Below are 24618 nucleotides of genomic sequence, written 5' to 3'. Positions count from 1 at the left end.
GATGTTATACCATAACGTCTCGATTGAGCCCCGACAACACGGATCGGCCACCGTCCCGTGATGGGGTCGACCCGCCTGCAACAAGGTGTCTTATGTCCTCTACCTGTGTGTCTCCGGTCTCACCGGATACGGAAACCTCCGCGACCGATCCGCTACCGGATATTGCCGCGTCGGCTGCTACGCACGCCTCCGCACTCGACTGGGTGGGTATGGAAGACATCACCCTTCCGCTGTATCTGACCGGCCAGCCAGTGGTCGCCCGGGCCAGCGCGGGGGTGAGCCTCGATGACGCGGGCGCGCGCGGTATCCATATGTCACGGCTCTACAGGGCCCTGCGGCAGCTGGAGTCCCGCGAGCTGGACGTTGCGCGGCTGTGTGATGTGCTCGAGGCGTTTCTGGCTTCGCACGGTGGCCTGTCCAGCGTGGCGGAGGTCCGTCTTGCCGGGGAGCTGCCGCTGGAACGGCCGGCCCTGGTCAGTGCGGCCGCTGGCTGGAAGCGCTACCCGTTCCGGATCGCTGCACGCAGCGAGTCCGGGGCTGTGTCCCTGGAACTGGAGGTTCAGGTGGGCTATTCCTCCACCTGTCCCTGCTCCGCCGCCCTGGCGCGGCAGGCGATCCAGGAGCAGTTCGACCGCGACTTCACACGCTCGGCCGTGGATGCGGCAACCGTGCGCGAATGGCTGGGCCGGGCCGAGGGGATTGTCGCGACGCCCCATAGCCAGCGCAGCGAGGCAACCGTTACGGTCGGTCTGGATCCGCTGATATCGACGCTGCCCCTGCCCGATCTGATCGATGGTGTGGAACAGACGCTGGGCACAGCCCTGCAAACGGCGGTGAAGCGTGTCGACGAGAAGGCCTTCGCGCTCGCCAACGGCCGTAACCTGATGTTCTGCGAAGACGCCGTACGGCGCCTGGACAGCACCCTGCGCCCGGAGTACTCCGCCCGCGGCTATCGCATCCACGTTCGCCATCGCGAGAGTCTGCATGCGCATGACGCGGTCGCCCGTGTTGAACGAAGGGTGACCGACCATCGCTGAAGCCGTCGGCCCGTTGCGTACCGGCATGCCTGGCGGTGACGACGATGCATAAAAAAGCCGCCGGATTGCATATCCGGCGGCAACGCTTACGGAGGTTGGAGAGACCAAAGGCAGAAAGCCGCCTTTCGTCCTGGCGACACACAGCTGTCCGGGCTGCGCATCTAAATGAGAATCATACGCAACTGTGTATTAGTGTCAACATGCTCGGTCAGTAATGCTGTGTGCCGTTTGGTGAGCCGGTATCGGCTTGAGGCTACTCCGGGTTCGGGAGGGTCTGATGAGGCTGCAGCGGGTCGTGCAGGCCGCGATGCCGGTCGGCCATCGGTTCGGCCACGATCAGGTAGTCTGCGCCGTGTTTCAGCCCCTCCTGGCTGCGGGCCAAAGGCAGGGCGCGTTCACGCAGGACCTCGATCTGGTGGTGCATGGCCTTGGCCAGACCCTCGTCGCTGAAATGCGGCAGCTGCCGCAGGCACAGGTCGAGCTGGCCGTTGACGAACCGTTCGCGATAGTGGATGGGAAAATAGCGGACATCCAGAACCCGAAATCCCGCGATTCCAAGCTGGCGCATGACCCAGGATGATGGGTATTCGCGATAGGGCCGGTTGCCCGCAATCAGCAGGCAGGCGTCACGCAGGCGTCCGATCTCCCTCACGAGCGCGCCGGCTTCATCTTTCGGTTCCACCAGCACGTAAGGTTCGACGCCCACCAGATACAGCCGGTCGCCCACGTGCGGCCGCAACCGGTGCAGGGCGCGGTCCTGCCAGTAGGGCGCGAAACCTTCGATGGCCCCGATAAAGTAGTCCAGCAGCACCGTGTCAAAGCGTTCACCGAACAGAAGCTGATCCGACATCCAGTTGCCGACCAGGATGCGGTCCTGCCGGCGCCGCGCCGTGCCCGCCGCCTTGCGGGTCGTGCGCGCCATCTCCTGGGAGGCCGTTACCGCCGTCCAGCGCTCGGTGTCCAAGTGGCTGATCCACTCGATGGACTTGCGACCCGTCCCGGCATCAAGAAAGCTGCCCCAGGGCTGGTCGCCCTGCGCCTTCTCGATGGCCTGGAAAATCGGCGAAGTGCCATTCGCACTGGTGGATGACGAGTGGGCGGTGTTGGATGTCATGGCGTCAGTCGTTGCTTGCGGTGGGGATGAACGCGTCGGGTCAGCGCAGCATGGCGGCGAGGCGGGCGCCGAGCGCGAGCATGACGTTGACCAGGACCAGCACCGGTGCGAAGGGCTGATCCAGCGGCAGGCTGATGGTCCAGGCGACAAGGAACCCGAACAGGGCGATGCCCTGCGTCCAGAGCACCAGCCCGGTGAGGTTGCGTGCGAGCCAGGCTGCACCCCAGGCCGGCAGTAGCAGGGTGGCCAGTGCAGCCGGAAGTCCCAGGACCATGCTCCCCAGAACGATAGCGGCGACCAGCCAGACGATTTCGCCGAGATGCTGCCAGACAGCCGGCCTGCTTGCCGCCGACACATCCGGTGCGATCTGCGCATGCAGCCATACGCGGAGGAGCACCGGGACCATCAGGAGGGTCAGCAGGCTCAGACCGATCGCCGCCCAGAGCTCATTGGGGCCGGCAAAGTAGAGCTGGCCTTCGGCCCAGGCAGCGGCCGCCAGGCTGGCCTGAGCAAAGTTGGCGGCCAGTAGCGTGACCGCCGCCAGGCCGGCCAGGAAAACGGCCAGGGGCAGGCGTTCCCGATCCCGGCTGCGCTGCAGCAGCACCATGATCCCGCCACCCAGCAGCAGCGCCACGGGTAGCACCGGCCAGTGCAGGACCGAGGCGAGAACCCCGCCCACGGCTGCCCATTGCCCCAGGGCCAGCGCCTGCCAGACCGATCCGCGCAGGAACAGACCGGCCCCGGCGAGCGCCAGCACCATGGTGACGAGCACGCCGGCAATGAAGGGTGTCAGCAGCAGGTCACCCGGCATCCAGGTACTCCGCAAGTGGATGGTTCTCCAGGCCGAGCGCCTGCAGGAATTCATCGTCGTGGCTGGTGATCAGCATGCTCGTCTCGGCCGGGACCGCCCTGATCAGTTCCACCGCGTCGGCACGGACCTCGGCATCCAGATGGTTGGCGGGTTCATCCAGCAGGATCAACCGCTGCGCCGACGAGTCTTCACCTCGGCTGGTCAGCACGGCGGCCAGACGCAGAAGTTGCCACTGACCGCCGCTCAAGCGGTCCAGCCGCCGATTCAGCAGGGCCCGAACTCCTTCATGTTCGGGCACGCTGGCCCCCATCGCGCGAAGCCAGTCGTCTCCAGACAGGGGCCAGGGCTGCGGGCGGGCGTGGTCCTGAGCCAGCAGGCTGGGGTGCGTACGAGGGGCGAGTTCAAAACGCCCGCCGTGAACGCGGGCCTGTCCGGTAATGGCTTTCAGCAGTAGCGATTTGCCCACCCCATTGGGTCCGGTCAGGGCCCAGCGGGCACCTGCCGGGATCTCCAGGGACAAAGGCCCGATCACCGGACGGTCGAACCCGAGGAGGGCCGACTGGGAGTGCAGGATGGGCGGGACAGGCTCGGGTGGCATGCAGGTTCGTAAGAATGGGGCGGTGGCCAATGATAACGGACCCGGAAAGTGGCTTTCCGGGTCCGTCGTGACAGCGGCTTCTGCTTTCTTCAGCGCTGGGGCAGGGCCTGCGCCCAGGTCCTCATCAGTTCGAGGTAGCCATCGAGGCCGGAGTCCGCCGGCGGATCCAGCGGTACGGCGTGCGTCGGCCAGCCCAGGTTCCGTTCCAGGAATTCCGCGCCGCGAGGTGGCTGGAACTCGGCGTACAGGACAGTGCCCTCGGTGCCTTCGAGATCGTCCACGAGGCTGCGCAGATGGCGCGCGGTGGGCGGAATCCCCGGCGCCGGTTCCAGATAGCCGACGATCTCGACTGGCAACCACTCTTCCAGATAGTCGAGGTCCTCGTGGTAGACCACGATGCGCTGGTCAGGCTCCACGCGCTCGGCCAGCTTCTCGGCGTGTTCACGCAGACGTTCGGCGGCTGCCTCTGCACGCTGCACGAAGGCCTCGGCGTGATCCGGCCGCAGTTCTCCCATGCGCTGTCCCAGTGCCAGGGCGAGTTCGGCCATACGCAACGGGTCGGCATTGAAATGCGGATTGCCCTCCTCGTGCACGTGGCCCATGTTCGGCCCGTCCATGGTGATGGAACGGCGCAGTTCGACCTTGTCGGCCGCGCGGAAGTGGCCCGGCTGCCCCGAGTTGATTGCACGGTTGTTGGCGCCGCGCTGGGCGGCGGGCAGCCAGCCTTCTTCCAGACCGGCGCCCAATTCCAGCAGCATGTCGGCCCGGCGCAGGGCGGCCATGAAGCTGGGGCGGGCATCCAGGTAATGTGCGTCGCGGTCCGGCGGCGCGAGCACGCGGACCTCGGCCTCGTCGCCCCCGATCTCGCGGGCCAGGGCACCGAGGCTGGATGTAGTGGCCACGATGTTCAGTCCGGCAGCCGCCTGCGCGGGTAGCAGGATGAAGGTGAGTGCGGCCACCGAGGCAACGGCGGCGAGGGTCCGGGTGATACGGGTGCGAGTCTTGCTAAAGGACATGCGGGACTCCTGGTGATTTCGGGATACGGATGGGGCCGACAGGGCATCAACGGTCCTGCCGACCCTGGACGACGACGCGATACTGATCAGAAGCGGTGGGCGCCGTGCGCGCCGAGCGCCACGTTCAGTTGCAGCATGAATTCCAGCCCGCGGTCGCGATCACCGTGCTCGTCGACGAAGTCGTTCTGCGACAGCTGCGCGCGCAGGAATACCGGCTCCACGGGGCGGAAGGTCACCTGAGCGGTCTGACGGTATGAGGTGCCGAACGACTCGCCATCACCGCGGCCGACGTCGTTGGTCAGGCCGAGGGCCTCGGCGCGCAGGCCGGCCTCCCAGCGCGGGGCGAAGCCGTATACGCCCTGGACGTAAAGGCCATCCTGTTTGTTTTTGAAAGACTGTTCGTTGCGGACGAAGCCTTCCGGTCCGTTGCCATCCGCTTCGAAATTCACATCGCGCCGGTCGACATCAATCTCACGGTAAAAATACTCTCCCTGCAGGCGCCAGTCGCCGTGGCCATAGGCGCGGCCCGAGCTGTATTTATAGACGGCGTCTAGGCCGGCGAACCAGGCGCTTCCATCCCAATCTTCGAAACGTGTGGAGTGCTCGTCGGTCTTCTGGAAGCTGCGCGCGTAGCCGCCGGAGATACCGAATTGGGCGGCATGGTCGGGGCCCAGGTCCGGGCCGAATTTGGCAAACGCGGTAATCAGTCGTGGTCCGGAACGATCACTCAGGATGCGCTCCTGACCATTCCGAGCCGACTGGCTGCCTTCATAGTTCGCGATACCGCTGGTTTCGCCTTGCAGCAGTTCCACGCCGAGCTGGGTGTAGGTCTCGGTCGGGGCGAGCCAGGTGGCCTGGACGCCGGTTTCCTGCAGGCCGTGATCGCCGAACAGATATTCGTTGACCAGCGGGCGGTCGACGAAGTCCCAGTCATGGACGTGGCGGCTGTTGATGTAGCCGATGTCCGACAGGAATTTACCTGCCTTGACCTGGAAGCCACCGGGCAGGGCGCGGGTGGTCAGGTAGGCCTCTTCGACTTCAACATGGTCCTCGTCGAAACCGATCATCAGCACGCCATCGAACAGATCGCCGAGGTTGGCCTCGAACACCAGCTCGCTGTGCCCGAGGTTGAAGCCGTCGTCGAACCCGTGGTCATGCCCGTTTCCGTGGTCGTGCCCATGGTCATGGCCGTCATCGAAGCCGGCTGGGTCGCTGATACCGCGGGACATCTCGTTGTAGTAGACCCCTTCCAGGATCAGTGAGATATCCAGCCCCCAGTTGCGGTCTCCCGCGCGCGTCTCCCACTGCTGGGCGGTGGCGGCGGTCGGCACGGCGAGCGCCAGGGCGGTCAGTCCGCCCAGGGCGGGGCGGAGCAGGTGTGTGTTGTGCGGCATGACGGACTCCCAAACATGTACAGACACGCCGAAGGCCTCAGCGTGAATAAATTGTTATATCGTTACACGACGATGTCACGTTATAAGATAACGTTTTGGGGCGCAACCCCGACGGCGGCCGGAGGGACTACAGGTGCCTGGGAATCCCGACGCTTGTCAGGGCTTTGGCCCAGACCTCGAGCTTGGCCTCGAAGCTCCAGCGGGCGTTGGCCGGACTGGTCGATGGCAGGCGCAGGGCCTCGACGCCGAGTGCCCGGGTTTCGTGCAGACGGCGTGCGCTTTCCGCGCCGTTGTGCAGGGCGAGGCGCAGTTCCGGCGCTTCCCGTGTCAGCCGCGTGAGGTCGTTGGGTGCGGCGGCACGGATGGCGCTGTCCAGGCTGCCCTCGCGCCGACAGGTGCCGTAGACATCCCAGAGGCCGATGCGGTGCGTGAGCAGGCGCTGGATGCGTTCGGGGTATTCAAGATCGGGGAAGGGCTCGCCGAGGATGGCGGCCATGATCGGCCAGAACTGGTTGCGCGGATTCGCGTAGTACGCCTGTGCCTGGAGGGAAGCTACGCCGGGGAAGCTGCCCAGCACGACGGCGCGGGTGCGGGTGTCCAGGACCGGGGGAAATGCCTGGAGGGTGGCGGGCACGGCAGTCAGGCGTTACGGCAGTCCGCGCAGTGCCCGTGCAGCTCGACCATGCGCGAGTCGATCGCAAAGCCCTGGGCGGTGGCCTGGGCTTCGAGTGCCTGGGTGGCTGGCTCCGGGGTATGGAACTCGGTGATCTGGCCGCAGCCGTCACAGATCATCAGCGCGGATTCATGGCGCTCACCCGGGTGGGAACAGGCGACGAAGCCGTTCAGGCTCTCGATGCGGTGGATCAGGCCCTGCTCCAGCAGGAAGGCCAGGGTCCGGTAGACCGTTGGTGGCTTGATGCTGTGGTCATCCGAGGACAGCGCATGGATCAGGTCGTAGGCCTTGATCACGCCGTCGGTGCGCAGGATCTGTTCGAGGATGCGGCGGCGCTGCTCGGTCAGCCGCGCACCGCGTCGGGTGCAGACACGCTCGGCGTCCGCCAGTGCCTGGTCGATATCTGCCGGACTGTGGGAATGCGCTGTCGAGGTCATGGGGCCTAGGATAGCGGAAAGTGGCTCGGGCCTCTCGGCGTTGGTCGAGGGCCCCTGCCTCGCTAGCGCCGCTCGATCTCTGTTGAATCTGCGTCTTGCGCCGCGGGGGTGGCCGAGGCGGCATCCGCAGGCGCCGCTTGCGTCGCTTCGTGACGCGCAAAGACCCCGGCTGCCCAGCGCGCGCGCTGCTCGGGCGGTTCGGTGCCGTCGCGCCCGACCAGGTGCGCGTCCACCGCGAGCAGCCGGCTCTCCAGTCCCTCGCCATTGGCGATCTGGATCGCAAGCCCGGGGCGGGCATTGAGTTCGAGAATCAGGGGGCCGCGGTCCTGATCGATCACGACGTCCACGCCCAGATAGCCCAGTTTGCTCAGTTCGTAACAGCCTGACGCCAGCTGCATCAGTTCATTCCAGCCGGGGATTTCCAGCCCGACAATCGAGTGTTCGGTGTCGGGGTGTTCCCAGATGGGCCGGTTGTGCTGCACGCCGCCGATGGTCCTGCCGGAGGCCAGGTCGATCCCGGTGCCGACCGCACCCTGGTGCAGGTTGGCCTTGCCGTCGGAGTCCTGGGTGGGCAGGCGCATCATGGCCATGACCGGGTACCCCCGGTAGACAACGGTCCGGATGTCGGGCACGCCACGATAGGTGATCTGGTCGAAGGCCGAGGAGAACCGGACCCGCTGCTCGACCATCGCGACGTCTGGACGTCCGCCCAGGCTGTACATCCCGGAGAGGATGTTGGAGCAGTGGTCGTGCAGCTCGCTCATCTCCATTGTGCGGCCGCTGGCACGCCGCAGCCGATCCCCGCGCCAGCCGGTAATGACCAGGATGCCGTCGCCGGCAGCCCCATGCGCCGGTTTGATCACGAAGCCGTCGGGATAGGCGCGCAACAGACGCTCGAGTTTGCGAATCTCGTGATGCGAACGGACGACCCCGTAGAGTTCGGGCACCGAAAGGCCGGCATCCAGGGCGAGGCGCTTGGTCTCCAGCTTGTCGTCCACCCGCGGGTAGAACCGTCGGTGGTTGTACTGGGCGATGAAGCGGGCGTTGCGCGCGTTCATCCCCACAATGCCCTGCTCGCGCAGGGTCCGTGGGAGCACGAAGCGTGGCAGCCAGCCCATGCTAGCGATCCTCCGAGCGTCTGGAGGGCTGCATGGCCTCCTGCATGCGGCCGAAACGGAACAGCTCGCTCAGGCGATAGCCCGTGTAGCGCCCGAGCAGCAGGGTCATCGCCAGCAGTACCAGCAGCAGTTCGGGGAATACGAACAACAGGTGTTCCAGGTGGCGATTGGCCATCAGCCCATAGGCGGCGGCGGCCACGGCCAGGCTGCCGATGCCCTGGGTGATCGCGTCCGATGGACCGTGTTCTTCCCAGACCACGGACATGCGCTCGATCGTCATGGCCAGGATGACCATCGGGAACAGCGACAGCGCGAGCGCCCGCTCGAACCCCAACTGGTGCGAAAGGATGCTGATCCCGAGCATCAGCATGATGACCACGCTGACCACTGCCGCCAGTCGTGGCACGAGCAGTAATCGCAGGTGTTCGAGATAGAAGCGCACGGCCAGGCCGAGCGACACGATCAGGGTGAACAGGATGATCCCGGCCAGCAGCTGCGTCTCGCGAAAGGACAGCGCGATCAGCACCGGCATGAACGTGCCGAATGTCTGGACGCCGATCACGTTGCGCAGGAACACGATGATCATGGCCCCCAGGGGGACCATGAGCAGCACGCGGTAGGTGTTCTGGGTCCCCAGCGGGAGATTCAGGGTGGAGAACTCCATCAACTGGGCGTTGACGGTCTCGCCGAATCGCTGGGCAGTGGTCAGGGCGTCCTGTACGCCCCGCGAGACGGCAAAGCGGACCTCGGCGTCGCGTCCGTTGGAGACCTCCAGCAGGGGCGCGGACCCATGGGCCCAGACGACCACATCGTCCGGGTATTCGATCTCGCCCGACAGCGGGTGAATGGGCACCCAGCGCCGCGTGTTGTGGACCTCGATCCAGGTTTCCGGGCGTATGTCGCGGCGCCCGTCGCGCAGGTGCAACGTGGTGACCATGCGCGCGGGAATCCGGGCCGTGGCCAGGAGTTCGATCAGGGTCTGGCTGCGTTGCACGCGGTCGCTGCCGTCATCGGCGAATACCGCGGCATTCGATGCGGGCGCGGCGTGGGCAAGGTCATTGACCAGCACCGAGGCGAAGGTCTGAATATCCGAAGATCGGCTGCGGACGTCCTCGATCAGCGCATCCGCTGCGGAGCGGTAGGGCTCGGTCCATTCAGGGGCCCCGACGGGGCCTGGGTAGTCAGCGTCCGAGCGGTCATCGCTGTCGCGGTAGAGGGTCGCCCGGTAGTACAGCACCTGTTCTCCGCGCGGCTGCCGTGTGGTCCATTGGGCAATGCGGTCGTCCTGGCCGCGCAGCGTATTCAGGCCATAGCCGCGCGAGACGAAGCCTTCATCCAGGATGGCGAAATTGGGCAGGCGATCCGGGATGCGCAGCTGCACGTTGGCCGCACCGCCGGTGGGCTGATAGCGAACGCGTGCTTCAACCTGCCAGGTCTCGGCCGATGCCCCGGGCATGACGGGCATGTCCAGGGCGATGACCTTGTACGCAAAGATCCCGAGCCCGATCGTGCTCAACAGCACGATCAGGATCGGGAGATGAAAACGTCTCACGAATCGTCGTCTCCGCAGTCGGGCGCGTAGGTATGTTCGGCCCCGGAGTCGACCAGAATATGCCCGGCCAGGTGCGTGCGGCCAATGAGGGCCTGATAGGTGAGGTTAGTGCGGTCGATGAGGGTCGTGTCGCCCTTGATGCGCTGGTCGCCGATGCAGAACTCCATCGCGATTACCGGGCGCTCCTGGCTCTCGCCGCTGTGGCGGCGGATACGGACGATGCGCTCGACCGGGCGTTCCAGGGTGATATAGGCGTCGTCGTCATCCGGGTCGATGACATCGAAGCGGATCCAGTCCTCGCCGTCGCGCTCGAACTTTTCCTTGTTGAGTGCGTTCAGGGACGATGATGTCGCCCCCGTGTCCAGGCGCGCCTCCAGCACAATCCCCTCGCCCACGATCTCGACATCTTCGACGGTGCCCAGAATGGCCAGGGATGACGGATCTTCCTTCGCGTGTACTGGGGCCAGGGCAAGGGCCAGGCCCAGCAGCATTCCCCCGAAAGCGGTTTTCGTTAAGCTGGACGGAAGGGTTGGGCGTATGGACACGGGGCCTCCTCGGGCATGGGGGACAAAATGGATCCTAGTGTATCCCAGAGGCGTCACGGCCCATGTTAGACAGTTCACAAACCTTCTTGGGAGGCGCGATGCGCTGGGTAGTCGATCTCGACGATCTGAATATGGACGATGTGGCCAGGGTGGGCGGCAAGAACGCCTCCCTGGGCGAGCTTCTGCGCGAGCTGGGGCGGGCTGGCGTGCGCGTGCCCGGCGGGTTCGCGACCACGGCCGACGCCTTCCGTGCGCATCTGGAGCACGAGAACCTCGCTGCCCGGATCAAGGCGCGCCTGGCCGATCTCGACATCAACGACATCGAGGCCCTGCGCGAGGCGGGGCGCGAGGTGCGCGGCTGGATCGAGGCGGCGCCACTGCCGGACGAACTGGAACAGGCGGTGCGCGAGCACTACGGCAAACTGGGCGATGACGTGCCCGTCGCCGTGCGCTCATCGGCCACCGCCGAGGATCTCCCCGAGGCCTCGTTTGCCGGACAGCAGGAGACGTTTCTGAATGTGCGCGGTATCGATGCGCTGCTTGCGCGCTTGCGCGAGTGCTTCGCCAGCCTCTACAACGACCGCGCGATTGCCTACCGGGTGCACAACAACTTTGCCCACGACGAGGTGGCCCTCAGCGCCGGCGTGCAGCGCATGGTGCGTTCCGATGTCGGGGCGAGCGGGGTGATCTTTACCCTCGACACCGAGAGCGGGTTTCGCGACGCGGTGTTCATCACCGGCGCCTGGGGTCTTGGCGAGACCGTCGTGCAGGGCGCGGTGAACCCGGACGAGTATCAGGTCTACAAGCCGGCACTGGCGGCGGGCAAGCGCGCGATCATCGGTCGCACCCTAGGCACCAAGGCTGTCCGCATGGTCCTGGACGAGGGTGGCACGCGCACCGAAGACACGCCGCGGGACCTGCGCGAGCGCTTCTGCCTCAGCGACGCCGATGCCGAGCAGCTGGGTCGCTTTGCGGTCGCGATCGAGCAGCACTATGGCCGGCCCATGGATATCGAATGGGCCCAGGACGGCGAGACTGGCGAGCTGTTTATCGTGCAGGCGCGCCCGGAGACGGTGGAGAGCCGCGTCGAGCTCGGTGCGGGCGAGCGCTACGAGCTGGCCCCGCACAGCGAGACGCCGCTGGTCACCGGCAGGGCGATCGGCTCGAAGGTCGGTGCCGGGGTCGTCCGTGTGCTGGACTCCCCGGATTCCATGCACACCATGGAGGAGGGCGACATCCTGGTGGCGGACATGACCGACCCGGACTGGGAACCGGTGATGAAGCGCGCCGCCGCGATCGTGACCAATCGCGGCGGGCGCACCTGCCACGCGGCGATCATTGCCCGCGAGATGGGCATCCCGGCGGTGGTCGGCTGCGCCGATGCGACCGAGGCCCTGTCCGATGGCATGGAGGCCACCGTCTCCTGTGCCGAGGGTGACGATGGTCATGTCTACGCCGGGCGGCTCGACTATTCGGTCAAGAAGGCCGATGTCGGCGAGCTGCCGGAGCTGCCCGTCAAGCTGATGCTGAACGTGGCCAACCCGGGGCGTGCCTACGCCTTCTCCCAGCTGCCGCATGCCGGGATCGGGCTCGCACGGCTGGAGTTCATCATCAACGGCACCATCGGCGTGCACCCCCTGGCGTTGCTGGACTATGCCGAGGACCCGGGGCGGCTGGATGCCGATGTGCAGGAGCGCATCGCCGAGCGCCTGCGCGGGTTTGACGACGGCCCGCGCGAGTACTTCGTGCGCAAGCTGTCCGAGGGCATTGCCACGCTGGCTGCGGCCTTCGCACCGGAGCCGGTGATCGTGCGCCTGTCGGACTTCAAGTCCAACGAATATGCCCATTTGATCGGGGGTTCGGGCTACGAGCCGGAGGAGGAGAACCCGATGCTCGGGTTCCGCGGCGCCTCGCGCTATCGCTCCGACACCTTCCGCCCGGCCTTTGCGATGGAGTGCGAGGCCCTGCGTCGTGTACGCGAGGAGATGGGGCTCGAGAACGTGCAGATCATGGTCCCGTTCGTGCGCACGCTGACCGAGGCCGAGGACGTGATCCGCGTACTCGGCGAGGAGGGGCTGCGCCGCGGCGAGAACGGCCTGAAGGTCGTGATGATGTGCGAGATCCCCTCGAACGCCCTGCTGGCGGCGCGCTTCCTGGAGCACTTCGATGGCTTCTCGATCGGCTCCAACGACCTGACCCAGCTCACGCTCGGGGTCGATCGTGACTCCGGTCTGGTGGCGGATTCCTTCGACGAGCGCGACGATGCGGTGAAGGCGTTGCTGACCATGGCGATCCGGGCCGCGAAGGATGCCGACAAGTACGTCGGGATCTGCGGGCAGGCCCCGTCCGACTACCCCGAGATGGCCGCGTGGCTGATGGACGAGGGCATTGATTCCTTGTCGTTGAACCCGGATGCACTACTCTCCACCTGGGAGCAACTGGCAAAGGCAAGGGGATAGGACATGGCCGATCCGCGGTGCCCGCAGGTGTATCTGGTGTCTGACGGGACCGGGATTACCGCGGAGACGCTGGCGCGTTCGCTGTTCACCCAGTTCCCGGACCTGGATCCGGCCTGGCATCGGTTGCCTTTCGTGCAGACCCCGGGTCGGCTGTCCAGCGTGTTCGCTCGGATCGAGGCCGGGCCGCAGCCGGCGCTCGTCGTGGCCACCCTGGCCAATGCCGACCTGCGCCAGGAACTGCGCCACAGCCCCGTCCCGGTTATCGACGTGTTCGGGGAGCAGGTCGGGCGACTGGAGGAGGTGCTCGGGGTCACGGCCCAGTCGGTATCCGGGCGGGCCCACGGCATGGGCGATGTGACGCGCTACGACCGTCGCATCGAGGCCCTGAACTACACGCTGTCGCACGACGACGGTCTGGCCACCCAGGATCTTTCCGTCGCCGATGTGGTGTTGCTGGGCGCCTCGCGTTCGGGCAAGACACCCACGAGTCTCTACCTGGCGATGAATTACGGGCTGTTCGCGGCCAACTACCCGCTGGTGCCGGAAGACCTGGGCCGGGATGATACCCCGCACATGCCGCGCAGCCTGCGCGGTCTCGGCGGGCGTATGGTCGGGCTGACCATCACCCCCCAGCGTCTGTCACAGATCCGCGAGGGCCGCCGCCCCGGCAGTCAGTACGCAAGCCTTGCCCAGTGCCGCGCGGAATGTGCCGCGATCCAGGAGTTCCTCGAGACCTGGGCCATCCCCCACCTGGATGTCACCGAGCTGTCTATCGAGGAGATCGCGACCCAGGTGCGCGACACCCTGGACCGGACCTGAGGCGGCTGGGCGCCCTCGGTCCGTTCAGCGTCTTCTTGGCATCCCGCCGGGCATGCCGGACAATGCTGCGCACTTTCCGTTGAATTGCCGCAAGGAGCCCGCATGAACGCCGCCGGACCCGGACAAGAGATTGCCATCTTCCTGATCAGCGTCGTCTTCGGGATCTACATCATCCTGCTGATCCTGCGCACGATCTTCGGGCTGGTGCGGGCGGAGTACCACAACCCGATCTCGCAGACGATCGTCATGCTGACCGACCCGCCGCTGCGCATCCTGCGGCGGGTGATCCCCTCGGTCGGGCGGGTCGACCTGGCCGCGATCGTGCTGATTATCGTGCTGAAGTGCGTTGAACTCTGGCTGCGCGCCGCGATCCTCGGCGCGGACGTAGGGTTTGGCGTGATCTTCTACGTTGCCATCCGCGAGGTCCTGACCACCGTGATCTGGGTGTTCATCATCGCCCTGATTGTCGAGGTCGTGATGAGCTGGATCCAGGCCGGAGGCGGTGGCGGGGGGCACAACCCCATCCTGCGCCTGGTCGGCGACGTCAATCGGCCTATCCTCGGTCCGCTGCGCCGCACGCTGCCGCGGGCCGGGGCGATCGATTTTTCGCCGATGGTCGCACTGGTCGGTCTGTACATCTTGCTGATTCTGGTGCGCTCTTTTTGATCGAGACCATCCGCGCCCCGAAACCCTCCTTTTTTGGCGGTTTCATCCGCGCGAAAAGGCGCTAGACTCGAAGGCAGGGGATGGTGTCAGCCATGCCGGCGGCACCGCCTCTGCATTCCCGCAACGGCAGAGGAGTCAGCCATGGTAAGAGTGCATCGGGTCATCACCGGCTTCATCGTCGCCCTGGCGGCGGTTGTCCTCGGCAGCTCGATCGCGTCCGCCAACGAGGCGGAATTCGATAACTACGTGGTGTACTACAACGTCATCAACACCACCTTCCTCTCCCCCGAGGTCGCCCAGGCCTACGACGTGCGCCGCAGTTCCAACCGCGCAATGGTCAACGTCACCGTGATGGAACGGACTGACGATGGGCTCAAGGCCGTCTCCGCGGATCTCAGCGGCACCGCGACCAACATGAACGATCAGATGCGCAACCTGCGCTTTCGGGAGATCCAGGATGGCGACGCCATCTATCAGCTTTCCGAGGTGACTGTTCGCCGCGGCGAGACCCTCGAGTTCGCACTCGAGGTGACGCCGGAAGGCAGCGAGCGGGCCCTGCCCATCAGCTTCAGCCGCGAGTTCTTCGCTGACTGAACCATTGGTACCCCCGCCGGGAGGCGGGGGTTACATTGCCAGCCGCAGTAGCATCCAGCCGCCGTAGAGCAGGATCGCGGCTCCCGCCAGGGCGCGAACCCAGCGTTGTTGCACAAACGCAGCCATACGCGCCGCGAAGACCCCCATCAGTAGCAGATTCGGCAGCGTGCCCAGGGCAAAGGCCGCCATCAGCAGCGCGCCCTCGGTGGCCCCGCCGGCGCTGAGCGACCAGGCCAGCACGCTGTAGACCAGCCCGCAGGGCAGCCAGCCCCAAAGCCCGCCCACCAGCAGGGCCTGGCCGGCATTGCGCACTGGCAGAAACCGCCGACCCAGGGGCTCGATACGACGCCACACCACGCCACCGGCCTGCTCCAGACGCGCGAGTACCGGCCACCAGCCGCCGATGTACAGCCCCAGCAGGACCAGGAATACCGCGGCAATCCCCTGCAGGATCGCCTGCCCGGCCGGCAGCCCGCCCAGCAGGGTGGCGCCCAGCCAGCCCGCAAGGGCCCCGGCGATCACATAGCTGCCCATGCGTCCGAGGTTGTAGGCCAGGAGCAGGTCGAACCCGGGACCCCTGCGGCCATGTCCGAGCGAGATCGCGCCCACGATGCCGCCGCACATCCCGAGGCAGTGAACGCCCCCGAGGATGCCCACTGCAAGGGCGGCAAGCAGCGTGCCCGGGTCGCCCATCAGCGCCACTCCCTGTCAGTTCGGATCGGCGGCATCGCCCAGGACCTCGTGCTTGGTGCGGATGAATGTCGAGTGCGGGACATACAACAGATCGGCCAGGTGCCGGATCACGGCTTCCTGGCGCTTGTGCAGGTCCTGGTTGGCCCAGGCGGCGCGCCACAGTGCGCGCATGATGTCGGCCTTCTGGTCGGCATCGAAGGCCGCGTTGACCTCGCGCACCAACGGGTGGATGGATACGAGTTCGTCGCTCTTTTCCCGGGCGATTTCGAGCAGGCCGTCGGCGGTGTCCGCATCCAGTTCGAACAACTCGATCAGGCTGGCGCGCACGGAGTCGAGTTCGGCCTCGTGCAGTTCGAAATCGGCGCGGCAGACCTCCATGATCAGCGCGGCGGCCGCACGCTGCAGTCGGTGTTCGTCGTCGCCGGATTCGGTGGCGCTCAGATCCGTGCGCATCAGGCGCTGCCAGTGGCGGCGCAGCTCGTCGATCATCAGGGTTCCTTTCTGCGGGCGTGTGCTTTGCGTATGGTGCCCGAATGCACGCCACGGACAAGTACACGGGTGAATCGCCCCCCGATCTGCTCCTGCTGTCCGGGGGTATCGAGAGCAGTGCCCTGCTGGCGCAGCGGCATGCGCAGGGCCGCCCGCTGCGCGCCCTGTGGGTGGACTATGGCCAGCGCAATGCCGAGCGTGAGCGGGCTGCGATCCGTGCCATGGGTGCCGACTATGGGGTCGACCCCGTCGAGATGGACCTGCGCGCGCTGCGCCAGGCGTTTGCCAAACGTTCGGAGTGGGTCGCGCATGTGCCGCTGCCGCAGCGCAACCTGCTGGTGCTGGCACTGGCGATCAATCTCGCCGAGCACCAGGGGGCAGGGCGCATCCTCCTGGCGCTCAATCGCGAGGACCAGGGGCATGGCCCGGGCTCGCGCCCGTCCTTTATCGGGCGCCTCGCGGCGCTGGCGGACGAGCTGGTACCAGGTCTGGCGATCGAGGCGCCGCTGATCGCGCAGTCCAAGGCCGAGATCATCCGCACTACCGATCCGCTGGGGATCGACTGGTCCCGCACCTGGAGCTGCCTTCTGGCACAATCGCTCCACTGCGGGCGCTGCCCGCAGTGCCAGGCGCGCCGCGCGGCCTTCGCCTCGGCGGGCGTGCCGGATCCCACCGACTACCGCGAACCACCCCGATGACCGAATCCGTCCTTCCCAAGCATGTGATCGAACGCCTGGAGATCGCCATTCTCACAGGTGAGACCCTGCAGCTGAACTGGGCCGAGCCCGACTCCAGCCAGGCCTGGTGGGGCAAGGTGACCCCGCGCGAGGTCCGCGAGGCGGACGGATATCACTGGCTGGACGGCGAGTGCGAGGGGCGTGACGTTCAGATCCGGCTGGACCTGATCCGCAACCTGCCGACTCCGGTCAAGTAACGGGCCGTTCCCGGCCCGGAAGTCCGGGCAGCAGGTCGGCCAGCGATTCCAGCAGCAGAAACTCCCGCGAGTCCATCGGCTCCCCGCGCTCGTCCGGGTAGCGCATGCCGCGCAGCTCGGTCAGGCCCTGCCGGGCCGCGCTGGCCAGGGCCAGCAGGTTGTCGTCGACCAGCAGCGTACGTGCCGGATCGTAGGGGGTGATGCGTTGCAGCCGTTCCCAGAAGTCGGTGTCTTCCTTGGCGCACTCCAGGTCGTGGGCGGAGACGATCGTGTCCAGGTGATCCCCGATCCGCGTGATCTGGTGCTTGAAGTTGTAGACCTTCGGATGGGCGTTGGTTACCAGCACGCGTCGGCGGCCGGAGCGATGCAGGGCGCCCAGCAGGGCCTCGGCGTGCGGCTTGATTGCGACGTGGTGGGCCAGTTCGCGCTTCAGCCCGAGCACGTCGAGGCCGGTGAACCGGGTCCAGTGATCCACGCAGTACCATTCGAGCTTGCCGCGCACGCGTTGCATCTCGTCTTCCAGGCGCCGGCGGGCGCATTCCGGGTCGTCCGGCTGGCAGCGGATGTACTCGGCGGGGATCAGCTCGCGCCAGAAGCGGTTGTCAAAGTGCAGATCCAGCAGTGTACCGTCCATGTCGAACAGCACGGTGTCGATGCTCGACCAGTCGACATGCACCGATGATTCTTGCGGATTCGGATTTTTTTCGGGGTTTTTGGGGTCCACAGCGAACGGAACCTCAAAGAGGGTGATTGCGATGGCTCCCATGGTACCTGAATCCCGTCTGGCCCCTGGCCCGCTCTTTCTGGCGCTGGTTTCCCTGGCGCTGCTGCCGTTTTCCGCGCAGGCGATGGACCCGAGCGACCCCGATTACGACCCGCTCGAGGACGACAGCCTGTGGGGCGAGACCGTATCGCCGGACCAGACCCAGACCACCAGCCCGGAGATCAAGTTTCTGACCGAGGAGCCGGAGCAGGTCCCTCATCACCACCAGAACCAGATCACGCTGAGCTCGTCTTCGCTGGAGGACGGCTGGGTGGATCTGCGCCAGTGCCACAGCGATATTGCGCCGATCCGGCGCATGGTCATTGCCTACAACGAAGAGCGAATCGAGGACCTTCAGGTCGAATCCACTACCAACATCGATCTGGCCGAGGCACGGGGCGACCGGGTCGACCTGCGCGGTGTCCACAAGGATTCCGAGGTCTGTGTCACCGCACGCATGCGTGTGATCGAACACGAAGGTGATGGCGTCTACACGATGGAGAACGGGCCCTTCGTGCGGCGTTTCCTGGATGGCTACTTCCCCATGCGGGTCACCATGGCCGTAAACTGGGGGGATCTGGACCTGCGTCTGGAGGAGACCCACCCCGAGGCACAGGAAGGCTTCGACGTCGTCGAGTCCGACCATGGCATCATCCTCGACACCCTGTTCGAGGGCGAACTGAGAACCCAGGTACGGCTGCGCAACGCCGAATAAAACGTCTATGAGTCGAGACAAACCGGATGTCCAGGGCCGCCGGACCGTAGCCCGAAGTCGGCTGTTCGAGGTCGAGGAGCTGGATCTCGAGTTCAGCAATGGGGCGCGCACCTGTTACGAGCGCCTGATCAGCCGGGGCAACGGCGCAGTCATCGTCGCCCCGGTGCAGCCGGATCGCACCGTGCTGCTGATCCGCGAATACGCGGCCGGCACCCACCGCTACGAGCTTGGCCTGCCCAAGGGCCGCATCGAGGCGCGCGAGGACATCCTGGTGGCGGCAAACCGCGAGATCATGGAGGAGGTCGGGTATGGCGGTCACCGCCTGACCCACCTGGGCGCGCTGACGGTCGCGCCCGGCTACATGTCGCACGAGACCCATCTGATCGTGGCGGAGGATCTCTACCCCCAGCGCGAGGAGGGTGACGAGCCGGAGGCCATCGAGGTCGTACCCTGGTCGCTGGACCGGCTGGGCGAACTGGTCACCCGCGAGGATTGCACCGAGGCCCGTTCCATCGCGGCACTTTATATGGTGCGCGATTTTCTCGACGCCTGACCCGGGTTCTGCCAAGGTACGCGCATTCCGTACCGTTCGAATCAGAAAGGATGCCCCGATGAACGAACCGCCCAAGGACGCGGCCCTGACCGCCCTGATGCAGGAAGTGGGTGGTCTGGCCGAGGATGCCGGCCATGCCATTCTCGAGGTCTACGAGACCCGCTTCGCGGTCACCGAAAAGGACGATCGCTCCCCACTGACCGAGGCCGACCTGGCCGCGCATCGCGTGATCGCACAGGGGCTGCGCGAGATCGCGCCGGAGTGGCCCGTCCTCTCCGAGGAGGGGCAGGACGTACCATTCGAGCGCCGCAAGCAGTGGCGGACCTACTGGCTGATCGATCCCCTGGACGGGACCCGCGAGTTCGTCAAGCGTACGGGTGAATTCACGGTCAACATTGCCCTGATCCATGACCACGAGCCGCTGATGGGCGTGGTCTGGAGTCCGGTGCTTCAGCGTCTGTATGCGGGCCACGCTGGAGGCGGCGCCATCCGCCGCGATGGTTCCGAGGCCCCGCGCGCCATCGAGGTGGCACGCGACCGTATTGATACCGAGCACCCGCTGGTGGCGGGCAGTCGTTCGCACGGGGCCGAGCGGCTCAAAGCGGTGCTGGAACGCCTTGGGACGCACGAGTTGGTGAGCCTGGGCAGCTCGATGAAGCTCTGCATGGTGGCCGAGGGAGCCGCGGATATTTATCCGCGCCTGGGGCCGACCAGCGAGTGGGATACCGCGGCGGCGCATGCGGTCGTGCGGGCCGCGGGGGGGCATGTGACGGACCTCCACGGGCAGGAGCTTCGCTACAACACCAAGGAGAGCATGCTCAATCCCGAGTTTCTGGTCTGCGCCGGCGATCCGGCGCGCTGGCTGCGCCGCCTCGGCCTCCCCGACGCCTAGCCTTCTCCCGCCCACCAGCTAGCGGGCCTTGGCGTGCCCTGGTTGGCCCTCAGCGTCGTTTAGGCTGGGCCGGGTTCGGCATCTGGAGTTTACGGTGCCTTCGGTCCACCGCCTGCCTGCGCTGTCTCGGCAGCGCACCCCGAGGTACTTTCTTGCTTGCCCAAGAAAGTACCCAAAGAAGGGCACCCGGATTCCGCCCGGGAACCTTGCTCCAGGGCCCTCGGGCCGGCGGCGCTGAAACTCGCTGCGCTGTCGCTTCGCTCAGACAGTCAGCGCCTCTCTTCCGTCCCGAGGACCCTTCCGCAAGGGGCTTCATACGGGGGCGAAGGTCAAGACAGCGGCGGTCCTGGCGTTCGTGCCAGTGGAAGGAGGCTAGGCATTCGGACATCTTGGCACGCGCGGCCTCCGGCCCTAGCGTGCCGCGCCCGCGAGCGGGCGCCAAGGGCGTGCTCTCTATTCTGTCGTTTGGTGTTTGGCTGACACGTTCGAACACCGATTGTTTTGACCTTCCCTCCCGATATGAGCCCCTTGTGGAGGGCGTGACAGGCCGGGAGAAGGCGCTGACTGTCTGAGCGCAGCGAGTTTCAGCGCCGCCGGCCTGGCGCGTCCGGAGCAAGGTTCCTGGGCGAATCCCGGGCGTGTTTCTTGGTTACTTCTTTGCACGAGCAAAGAAGTAACTCGCGGAGCGCTGGCGAGACAGCGCAGGCAGGCGGCCGGACCGAAGGCACCGCAAACACCGGATGACGAACCCGGCCCAGCCTGGAAAGCGGTCGCGCTGAGCAGCTCTACTGTCCGAGTTCGCGCGAGCGCTCGGCCGCCGCCGCCATCGCGCGGCGCATGAGTCCGCGCAGGTTGCCATCCTCCAGCACCTGCAAGGCCCGCTCGGTGGTGCCGCCCGGCGACGTCACGCGGTGGCGCAGTTCGGCGGGCGGCTCGTCGCTCTCGGCGGCCAGTCGGGTCGCACCCGCCAGCGTGCCAAGGGTCAGCTCCAGCGCGGTGTCGGGCGGCAGCCCGAGCGACTGCGCGGCGTCCTGCATCGCCTCGATCATCAGAAAGACATAGGCCGGGCCACTGCCCGAGGTCGCCGTGACCGCGTGCATCAGCTCCTCGTCCGCCACCGGGATCGCCCGCCCCACCGACTCCAGCAGGCGGGTGGCGGTGTCGCGGTCTTCGGCGGTCGCAGTGGGGGCGGCGAACAGGCCGGTCACGCCGGCGCCGACCAGGGCCGGCGTGTTGGGCATTGCGCGGACGAGGCGGGTGCCGTCACCCAGCCAACTGGCCAGCTGGGCCGTGGTGATGCCCGCGGCCACCGAAATGACCAGGGGCTGCCCGCGGGTGACGCCCTCGCGCAGCGTGGGGGCCAGGTCCGGCAGGGTCTGCGGCTTGACCGCGAGCACCAGCGCGGCGCTGTCCTCGGCGAGCGCCTCGGCACTTGCGGCCTGCAGTCCGGGGTAGCGGGCCTGGAGATCGCGCACGCGTTCGGCGCTCTTGTCGGCGATCGCGATGCGCTCGGCGTCATGGCCGGACTGGATCAGGCCCTGCAACAGGGCTTCGCCCATGTTGCCGGCGCCGATAAAGCCGACTTCGAAGCGGTGTTCCGTCATGCGGACTCCTCTTTTACTGGTTTCTCTCGGGTGTGATGCGGGGCCCGAACAGCGCGGTGCCGATGCGTACCAGGCTGGCACCCTCGAGGATCGCGGCCTCGAGATCGCCGGACATGCCCATGGACAGGGTATCCAGGCCATGTCCCCGCGCATTGAGTTCGTCCTTCAACTGCCGCAGCCGGGCAAATGGCCGGCGCTGGCGCTCGCGATTGCTCTCGGCGGCCGGCAGGGTCATCAGGCCCCGTAACGTCAGCCCGGGCAGGTTCGCGACGGTGTCGGCCAGCGCGGCGGCAGCCTCCGGCGGGACGCCTGCCTTCTGGCTCTCGCCCGAGACATTGATCTGCAGGCAGACCTGCAAGGGCGGCAGGTGTTCCGGGCGCTGTTCCGAAAGGCGGCGGGCAATGCGCTCGCGGTCGATGGTGTGTACCCAGTGAGCGCGTTCGGCCACGGGGCGCGTCTTGTTGCTCTGCAGTGCGCCGATATAGTGCCACTCGAGGCCCAGGGGGTTCGGGCCGGTCTCGAGGGCGTCGAACTTGTCGATGAGCTCCTGCACGTAGTTCTCGCCGAACGCCGTCTGCCCGAGGGCATGCAGCGCGCGGATGTCGTCGGCCGTACGTGTCTTGGATACGGCCAGAAGACGCACGCTGCCGGGGTCGCGCCCGGCCTGTTCGCAGGCGTGAACGATACGTTCGCGAACGGCCCTGAATGCGTGGTCTGGTGCGCTCATGGCCCTATGATATAGTCCGGTGAAACGTAAGGGCACCGCCGCCAGGCGGGCGGTGTCCGTCACACGCTGCGGGGCCCGGCAGGGCGTCGCCCGGGGCGGGGCGCTGGGGCTGGCGGCTCGTTTCCGGTTGTACAGGGGGATGCATGGATATCACGCAGCTGCTGGCCTTTGCGGTCAAGAACGGGGCCTCGGATCTGCACATCTCGGCGGGCATGCCGCCGATGGTGCGCATCGACGGCGATATGCGCCGCGTGAATGTGCCGGTCATGGACCACAAGGAGGTCCAGGGCCTGATCTACGACATCATGAACGACCGCCAGCGCAAGGACTACGAGGAGTTCCTGGAGACGGACTTCTCGTTCGAGGTCACCGGGCTGGCGCGTTTTCGTGTCAATGCGTTCAATTAGGACCGGGGCGCGGCGGCGGTCTTTCGTACCATCCCCTCCAAGGTGCTCACGCTGGAAGAGCTGGCGGCACCGCGCATCTTCGAGGATATCTCCAACTATCCGCGCGGGATCGTGCTGGTCACGGGCCCGACCGGCTCGGGCAAGTCGACCACGCTGGCGGGCATGGTCAACCACCGCAACGAGAATGACTACGGCCACATCCTGACGATCGAAGACCCGATCGAGTTCGTGCACGAGTCGAAGAAGTCGCTGGTCAACCAGCGCGAGGTACACCGCGACACCCACGGCTTTTCCGAGGCGCTGCGTTCCGCGCTGCGCGAGGATCCGGACACCATTCTGGTCGGCGAGCTACGCGATCTCGAGACGATCCGCCTGGCGCTGACCGCGGCCGAGACGGGGCATCTCGTCTTCGGCACCCTGCATACCAGTTCCGCGGCCAAGACGATCGACCGTATCGTCGATGTGTTTCCGGCGGCCGAGAAGGACATGGTGCGGGCGATGTTGTCCGAGTCGCTGCGGGCGGTTATCGCGCAGACCCTGATGAAGAAGATCGGCGGCGGGCGTATCGCCGCGCACGAGATCATGCTGGGCACGCCGGCCATCCGCAACCTGATCCGCGAAAACAAGATCGCGCAGATGTACTCGACCATCCAGACCAGTGCCGGCACCGGCATGCAGACGCTGGACCAGTGCCTGAAAGACATGCTGGCGCAGGGCGTGATCAGCCGCGAGGACGCCAAGCGCAAGGCCGCCAACCCGGATTCGTTCTGAGCCCGCGCCCCCGCCCGGGGGATTCGGCAAGGGGAGAAGCACCATGGATCGTGACAAGGCGATCAAGTACATGCACGACCTGCTCCGCGCCCTGGTGGACCGGGGTGGCTCGGACCTGTTCATCACGGTCGGCATGCCGCCGGCGGCCAAGATTGACGGCCGCGTGGTGCCGATGACCGAGCAGAAGCTCACGCCTTCGCATACCCAGGCGCTGGTACGCGCACTGATGAACGACAAGCAGTCCGCGGAGTACGAGCGCCATCAGGAGTGCAATTTCGCGATCGGCCTGCAGGGCGTGTCGCGCTTTCGCGTGAACGTGTTTACTCAGCGCGGCAGCCCGGGCATGGTCCTGCGCGTGATCAACTCGGTGATCCCGAAGTTCGAGGACATCCAGATGCCGCCGCAGCTGGAGAAGATCACCATGGAGCGCCGCGGGCTGGTGATCTTCGTTGGGGGGACCGGCTCGGGCAAGTCGACCTCGCTCGCCGCGATGATCGGCCATCGCAACCGCAATGCCCCCGATCACATCGTCACCATCGAGGACCCGATCGAGTTCGTCCACGAACACGAAAAGAGCATCATCACCCAGCGCGAGGTGGGCGTGGACACCGAGGGCTACGAGATCGCGCTGAAGAACACCCTGCGTCAGGCGCCGGACGTGATCCTGATCGGCGAGATCCGGGATCGGGAGACGATGGACTACGCGATCGCCTTTGCCGAGACCGGTCACCTGTGCCTGTCCACCCTGCACGCCAACAGCACCAACCAGGCGCTGGACCGCATCATCAACTTCTTCCCCGAGGATCGGCGCGAGCAGCTCCTTATGGACCTGTCGCTGAACCTGAAAGCGGTGATCTCGCAACGCCTGGTGCGGCACGAGAACGGCGAGGGCCGCGTGCCGGCAGTGGAGATCCTGATCAACACCCCGCTGATGGCCGACCTGATGCTGAAGGGTGCGGTGCACGAGATGAAGGAGCTGATGTCGCGCTCCCGCGAGCAGGGCATGCAGACCTTCGACCAGGCCCTGTTCGACCTCTACGAGACCCGCAAGATCAGCTACGAGGAGGCCCTGCGCAATGCCGATTCGGTGAACGACCTGCGGCTGCGCATCAAGCTCGACTCGCAGCGGGCACAGGATGACGGTGCCCCGGCCGTGGCGGACACAGGCGAGGGCCTGTCCGTGGACGAACGCCCGGAGGACTACAGTGTCCGCTAGCGGCTCCTGCTGCTCGGGAGA

26 protein-coding genes and 1 pseudogene are annotated in these 24618 nt (G+C 66.3%); 12 read left to right on the top strand and 15 right to left on the bottom strand.

What is annotated here, in order from left to right:
* Positions 1 to 92 precede the first annotated feature (92 nt).
* On the top strand, positions 93 to 1037 hold the full coding sequence (folE2, locus tag F467_RS0101290; protein ID WP_081601221.1) for a GTP cyclohydrolase FolE2: 945 nt from the start codon (positions 93 to 95) through the stop codon (positions 1035 to 1037).
* A gap of 253 nt (positions 1038 to 1290) precedes the next feature.
* Here folE2 and F467_RS0101285 read toward each other — a convergent pair whose 3' ends face one another.
* The 10 genes from F467_RS0101285 to F467_RS0101240 form a co-directional block, all read right to left on the bottom strand.
* Positions 1291 to 2151, bottom strand: a complete 861-nt coding sequence (locus F467_RS0101285) for a class I SAM-dependent methyltransferase (protein WP_018139449.1) — start codon at positions 2149 to 2151, stop codon at positions 1291 to 1293.
* A gap of 40 nt (positions 2152 to 2191) precedes the next feature.
* Entirely contained in the window at positions 2192 to 2962 is a 771-nt protein-coding gene (locus F467_RS0101280) for a metal ABC transporter permease (protein ID WP_018139448.1), read from the bottom strand.
* Positions 2952 to 3560, bottom strand: coding sequence for an ATP-binding cassette domain-containing protein (locus tag F467_RS0101275; protein WP_018139447.1), 609 nt, complete (start codon positions 3558 to 3560; stop codon positions 2952 to 2954). The genes F467_RS0101280 and F467_RS0101275 overlap by 11 nt, the downstream gene beginning before the upstream one ends.
* Before the next feature lie 89 nt (positions 3561 to 3649).
* Positions 3650 to 4576, bottom strand: coding sequence for a metal ABC transporter substrate-binding protein (locus F467_RS0101270; RefSeq protein WP_018139446.1), 927 nt, complete (start codon positions 4574 to 4576; stop codon positions 3650 to 3652).
* Positions 4577 to 4662: 86 nt separating this feature from the next.
* On the bottom strand, positions 4663 to 5970 hold the full coding sequence (locus F467_RS0101265; RefSeq protein ID WP_018139445.1) for a hypothetical protein: 1308 nt from the start codon (positions 5968 to 5970) through the stop codon (positions 4663 to 4665).
* Between the two features lie 127 nt (positions 5971 to 6097).
* Positions 6098 to 6604, bottom strand: a complete 507-nt coding sequence (locus F467_RS0101260; protein WP_018139444.1) for a DNA-deoxyinosine glycosylase — start codon at positions 6602 to 6604, stop codon at positions 6098 to 6100.
* Positions 6605 to 6609: 5 nt separating this feature from the next.
* The gene (locus F467_RS0101255) at positions 6610 to 7080 is read right to left on the bottom strand and encodes a transcriptional repressor (RefSeq protein ID WP_012983794.1); all 471 of its coding nucleotides are present in this window, start codon (positions 7078 to 7080) and stop codon (positions 6610 to 6612) included.
* Between the two features lie 62 nt (positions 7081 to 7142).
* Positions 7143 to 8198 carry an alpha-L-glutamate ligase-like protein gene (locus F467_RS0101250; RefSeq protein WP_018139443.1) on the bottom strand — a complete coding sequence of 352 codons (1056 nt, stop codon included), beginning with the start codon at positions 8196 to 8198 and terminating at the stop codon, positions 7143 to 7145.
* Between the two features lies 1 nt (position 8199).
* Complete coding sequence (locus tag F467_RS0101245; protein WP_012983792.1) at positions 8200 to 9750, bottom strand: inactive transglutaminase family protein; 1551 nt, start codon at positions 9748 to 9750, stop codon at positions 8200 to 8202.
* Positions 9747 to 10241: an ATP-dependent zinc protease gene (locus F467_RS0101240; protein ID WP_018139442.1), complete on the bottom strand. Its 495-nt coding sequence runs from the start codon at positions 10239 to 10241 to the stop codon at positions 9747 to 9749. Before F467_RS0101240 ends, F467_RS0101245 begins: the two co-directional genes overlap by 4 nt.
* 152 nt (positions 10242 to 10393) lie before the next feature.
* Between F467_RS0101240 and ppsA the strand changes: the two genes are divergently transcribed.
* The 4 genes from ppsA (at position 10394) to F467_RS0101220 (ending at position 14833) form a co-directional block, all read left to right on the top strand.
* Complete coding sequence (gene ppsA, locus F467_RS0101235; RefSeq protein ID WP_018139441.1) at positions 10394 to 12754, top strand: phosphoenolpyruvate synthase; 2361 nt, start codon at positions 10394 to 10396, stop codon at positions 12752 to 12754.
* A 3-nt stretch (positions 12755 to 12757) separates the two neighbouring features.
* The gene (locus F467_RS0101230; protein WP_018139440.1) at positions 12758 to 13573 is read left to right on the top strand and encodes a pyruvate, water dikinase regulatory protein; all 816 of its coding nucleotides are present in this window, start codon (positions 12758 to 12760) and stop codon (positions 13571 to 13573) included.
* Between the two features lie 102 nt (positions 13574 to 13675).
* Positions 13676 to 14239: a YggT family protein gene (locus tag F467_RS0101225; protein ID WP_018139439.1), complete on the top strand. Its 564-nt coding sequence runs from the start codon at positions 13676 to 13678 to the stop codon at positions 14237 to 14239.
* A gap of 141 nt (positions 14240 to 14380) precedes the next feature.
* On the top strand, positions 14381 to 14833 hold the full coding sequence (locus F467_RS0101220; protein WP_018139438.1) for a DUF4426 domain-containing protein: 453 nt from the start codon (positions 14381 to 14383) through the stop codon (positions 14831 to 14833).
* Positions 14834 to 14863: 30 nt separating this feature from the next.
* Here the strand turns inward: F467_RS0101220 and F467_RS0101215 are convergent, their stop codons facing one another.
* On the bottom strand, positions 14864 to 15526 hold the full coding sequence (locus F467_RS0101215; protein ID WP_018139437.1) for a sulfite exporter TauE/SafE family protein: 663 nt from the start codon (positions 15524 to 15526) through the stop codon (positions 14864 to 14866).
* Between the two features lie 15 nt (positions 15527 to 15541).
* Positions 15542 to 16015, bottom strand: a complete 474-nt coding sequence (locus F467_RS0101210) for a TerB family tellurite resistance protein (protein ID WP_018139436.1) — start codon at positions 16013 to 16015, stop codon at positions 15542 to 15544.
* A gap of 44 nt (positions 16016 to 16059) precedes the next feature.
* On the opposite strand from F467_RS0101210, the gene F467_RS0101205 reads away from it, so the two are divergent.
* Entirely contained in the window at positions 16060 to 16713 is a 654-nt protein-coding gene (locus tag F467_RS0101205) for a 7-cyano-7-deazaguanine synthase (protein WP_018139435.1), read from the top strand.
* Positions 16710 to 16949: a hypothetical protein gene (locus F467_RS0101200; RefSeq protein WP_012983783.1), complete on the top strand. Its 240-nt coding sequence runs from the start codon at positions 16710 to 16712 to the stop codon at positions 16947 to 16949. The genes F467_RS0101205 and F467_RS0101200 overlap by 4 nt, the downstream gene beginning before the upstream one ends.
* Here F467_RS0101200 and F467_RS0101195 read toward each other — a convergent pair.
* Positions 16942 to 17715: an HAD family hydrolase gene (locus F467_RS0101195; RefSeq protein ID WP_018139434.1), complete on the bottom strand. Its 774-nt coding sequence runs from the start codon at positions 17713 to 17715 to the stop codon at positions 16942 to 16944. The genes F467_RS0101200 and F467_RS0101195 overlap by 8 nt on opposite strands.
* On the opposite strand from F467_RS0101195, the gene F467_RS0101190 reads away from it, so the two are divergent.
* From F467_RS0101190 to cysQ, 3 genes are read left to right on the top strand one after another with little or no spacing between them, the layout of a single operon-like run.
* Positions 17714 to 18427: a hypothetical protein gene (locus F467_RS0101190; protein ID WP_018139433.1), complete on the top strand. Its 714-nt coding sequence runs from the start codon at positions 17714 to 17716 to the stop codon at positions 18425 to 18427. The two genes, F467_RS0101195 and F467_RS0101190, sit on opposite strands and share 2 nt — an antisense overlap.
* A 7-nt stretch (positions 18428 to 18434) precedes the next feature.
* On the top strand, positions 18435 to 18980 hold the full coding sequence (nudE, locus tag F467_RS0101185) for an ADP compounds hydrolase NudE (RefSeq protein ID WP_012983780.1): 546 nt from the start codon (positions 18435 to 18437) through the stop codon (positions 18978 to 18980).
* Positions 18981 to 19038: 58 nt separating this feature from the next.
* Positions 19039 to 19872, top strand: a complete 834-nt coding sequence (cysQ, locus tag F467_RS0101180) for a 3'(2'),5'-bisphosphate nucleotidase CysQ (RefSeq protein ID WP_018139432.1) — start codon at positions 19039 to 19041, stop codon at positions 19870 to 19872.
* Between the two features lie 785 nt (positions 19873 to 20657).
* Here the strand turns inward: cysQ and proC are convergent.
* Together proC and F467_RS0101170 are read right to left on the bottom strand one after the other, a co-directional pair.
* The gene (proC, locus tag F467_RS0101175) at positions 20658 to 21476 is read right to left on the bottom strand and encodes a pyrroline-5-carboxylate reductase (protein WP_018138153.1); all 819 of its coding nucleotides are present in this window, start codon (positions 21474 to 21476) and stop codon (positions 20658 to 20660) included.
* A gap of 13 nt (positions 21477 to 21489) precedes the next feature.
* Complete coding sequence (locus F467_RS0101170) at positions 21490 to 22203, bottom strand: YggS family pyridoxal phosphate-dependent enzyme (protein ID WP_012983777.1); 714 nt, start codon at positions 22201 to 22203, stop codon at positions 21490 to 21492.
* A gap of 143 nt (positions 22204 to 22346) precedes the next feature.
* On the opposite strand from F467_RS0101170, the pseudogene F467_RS13130 reads away from it, so the two are divergent.
* Positions 22347 to 23381: pseudogene (locus F467_RS13130) on the top strand (type IV pilus twitching motility protein PilT).
* A gap of 43 nt (positions 23382 to 23424) precedes the next feature.
* Positions 23425 to 24597: a PilT/PilU family type 4a pilus ATPase gene (locus F467_RS0101160; RefSeq protein WP_018138150.1), complete on the top strand. Its 1173-nt coding sequence runs from the start codon at positions 23425 to 23427 to the stop codon at positions 24595 to 24597.
* Positions 24598 to 24618: the final 21 nt, after the last annotated feature.

It is taken from the genome of Thioalkalivibrio sp. ALJ12 (genome assembly GCF_000378305.1).
Taxonomy (GTDB): domain Bacteria; phylum Pseudomonadota; class Gammaproteobacteria; order Ectothiorhodospirales; family Ectothiorhodospiraceae; genus Thioalkalivibrio.
Note: the sequence above shows the minus strand (reverse complement) of the source record. Positions and strands in the feature narration are given on the sequence as shown.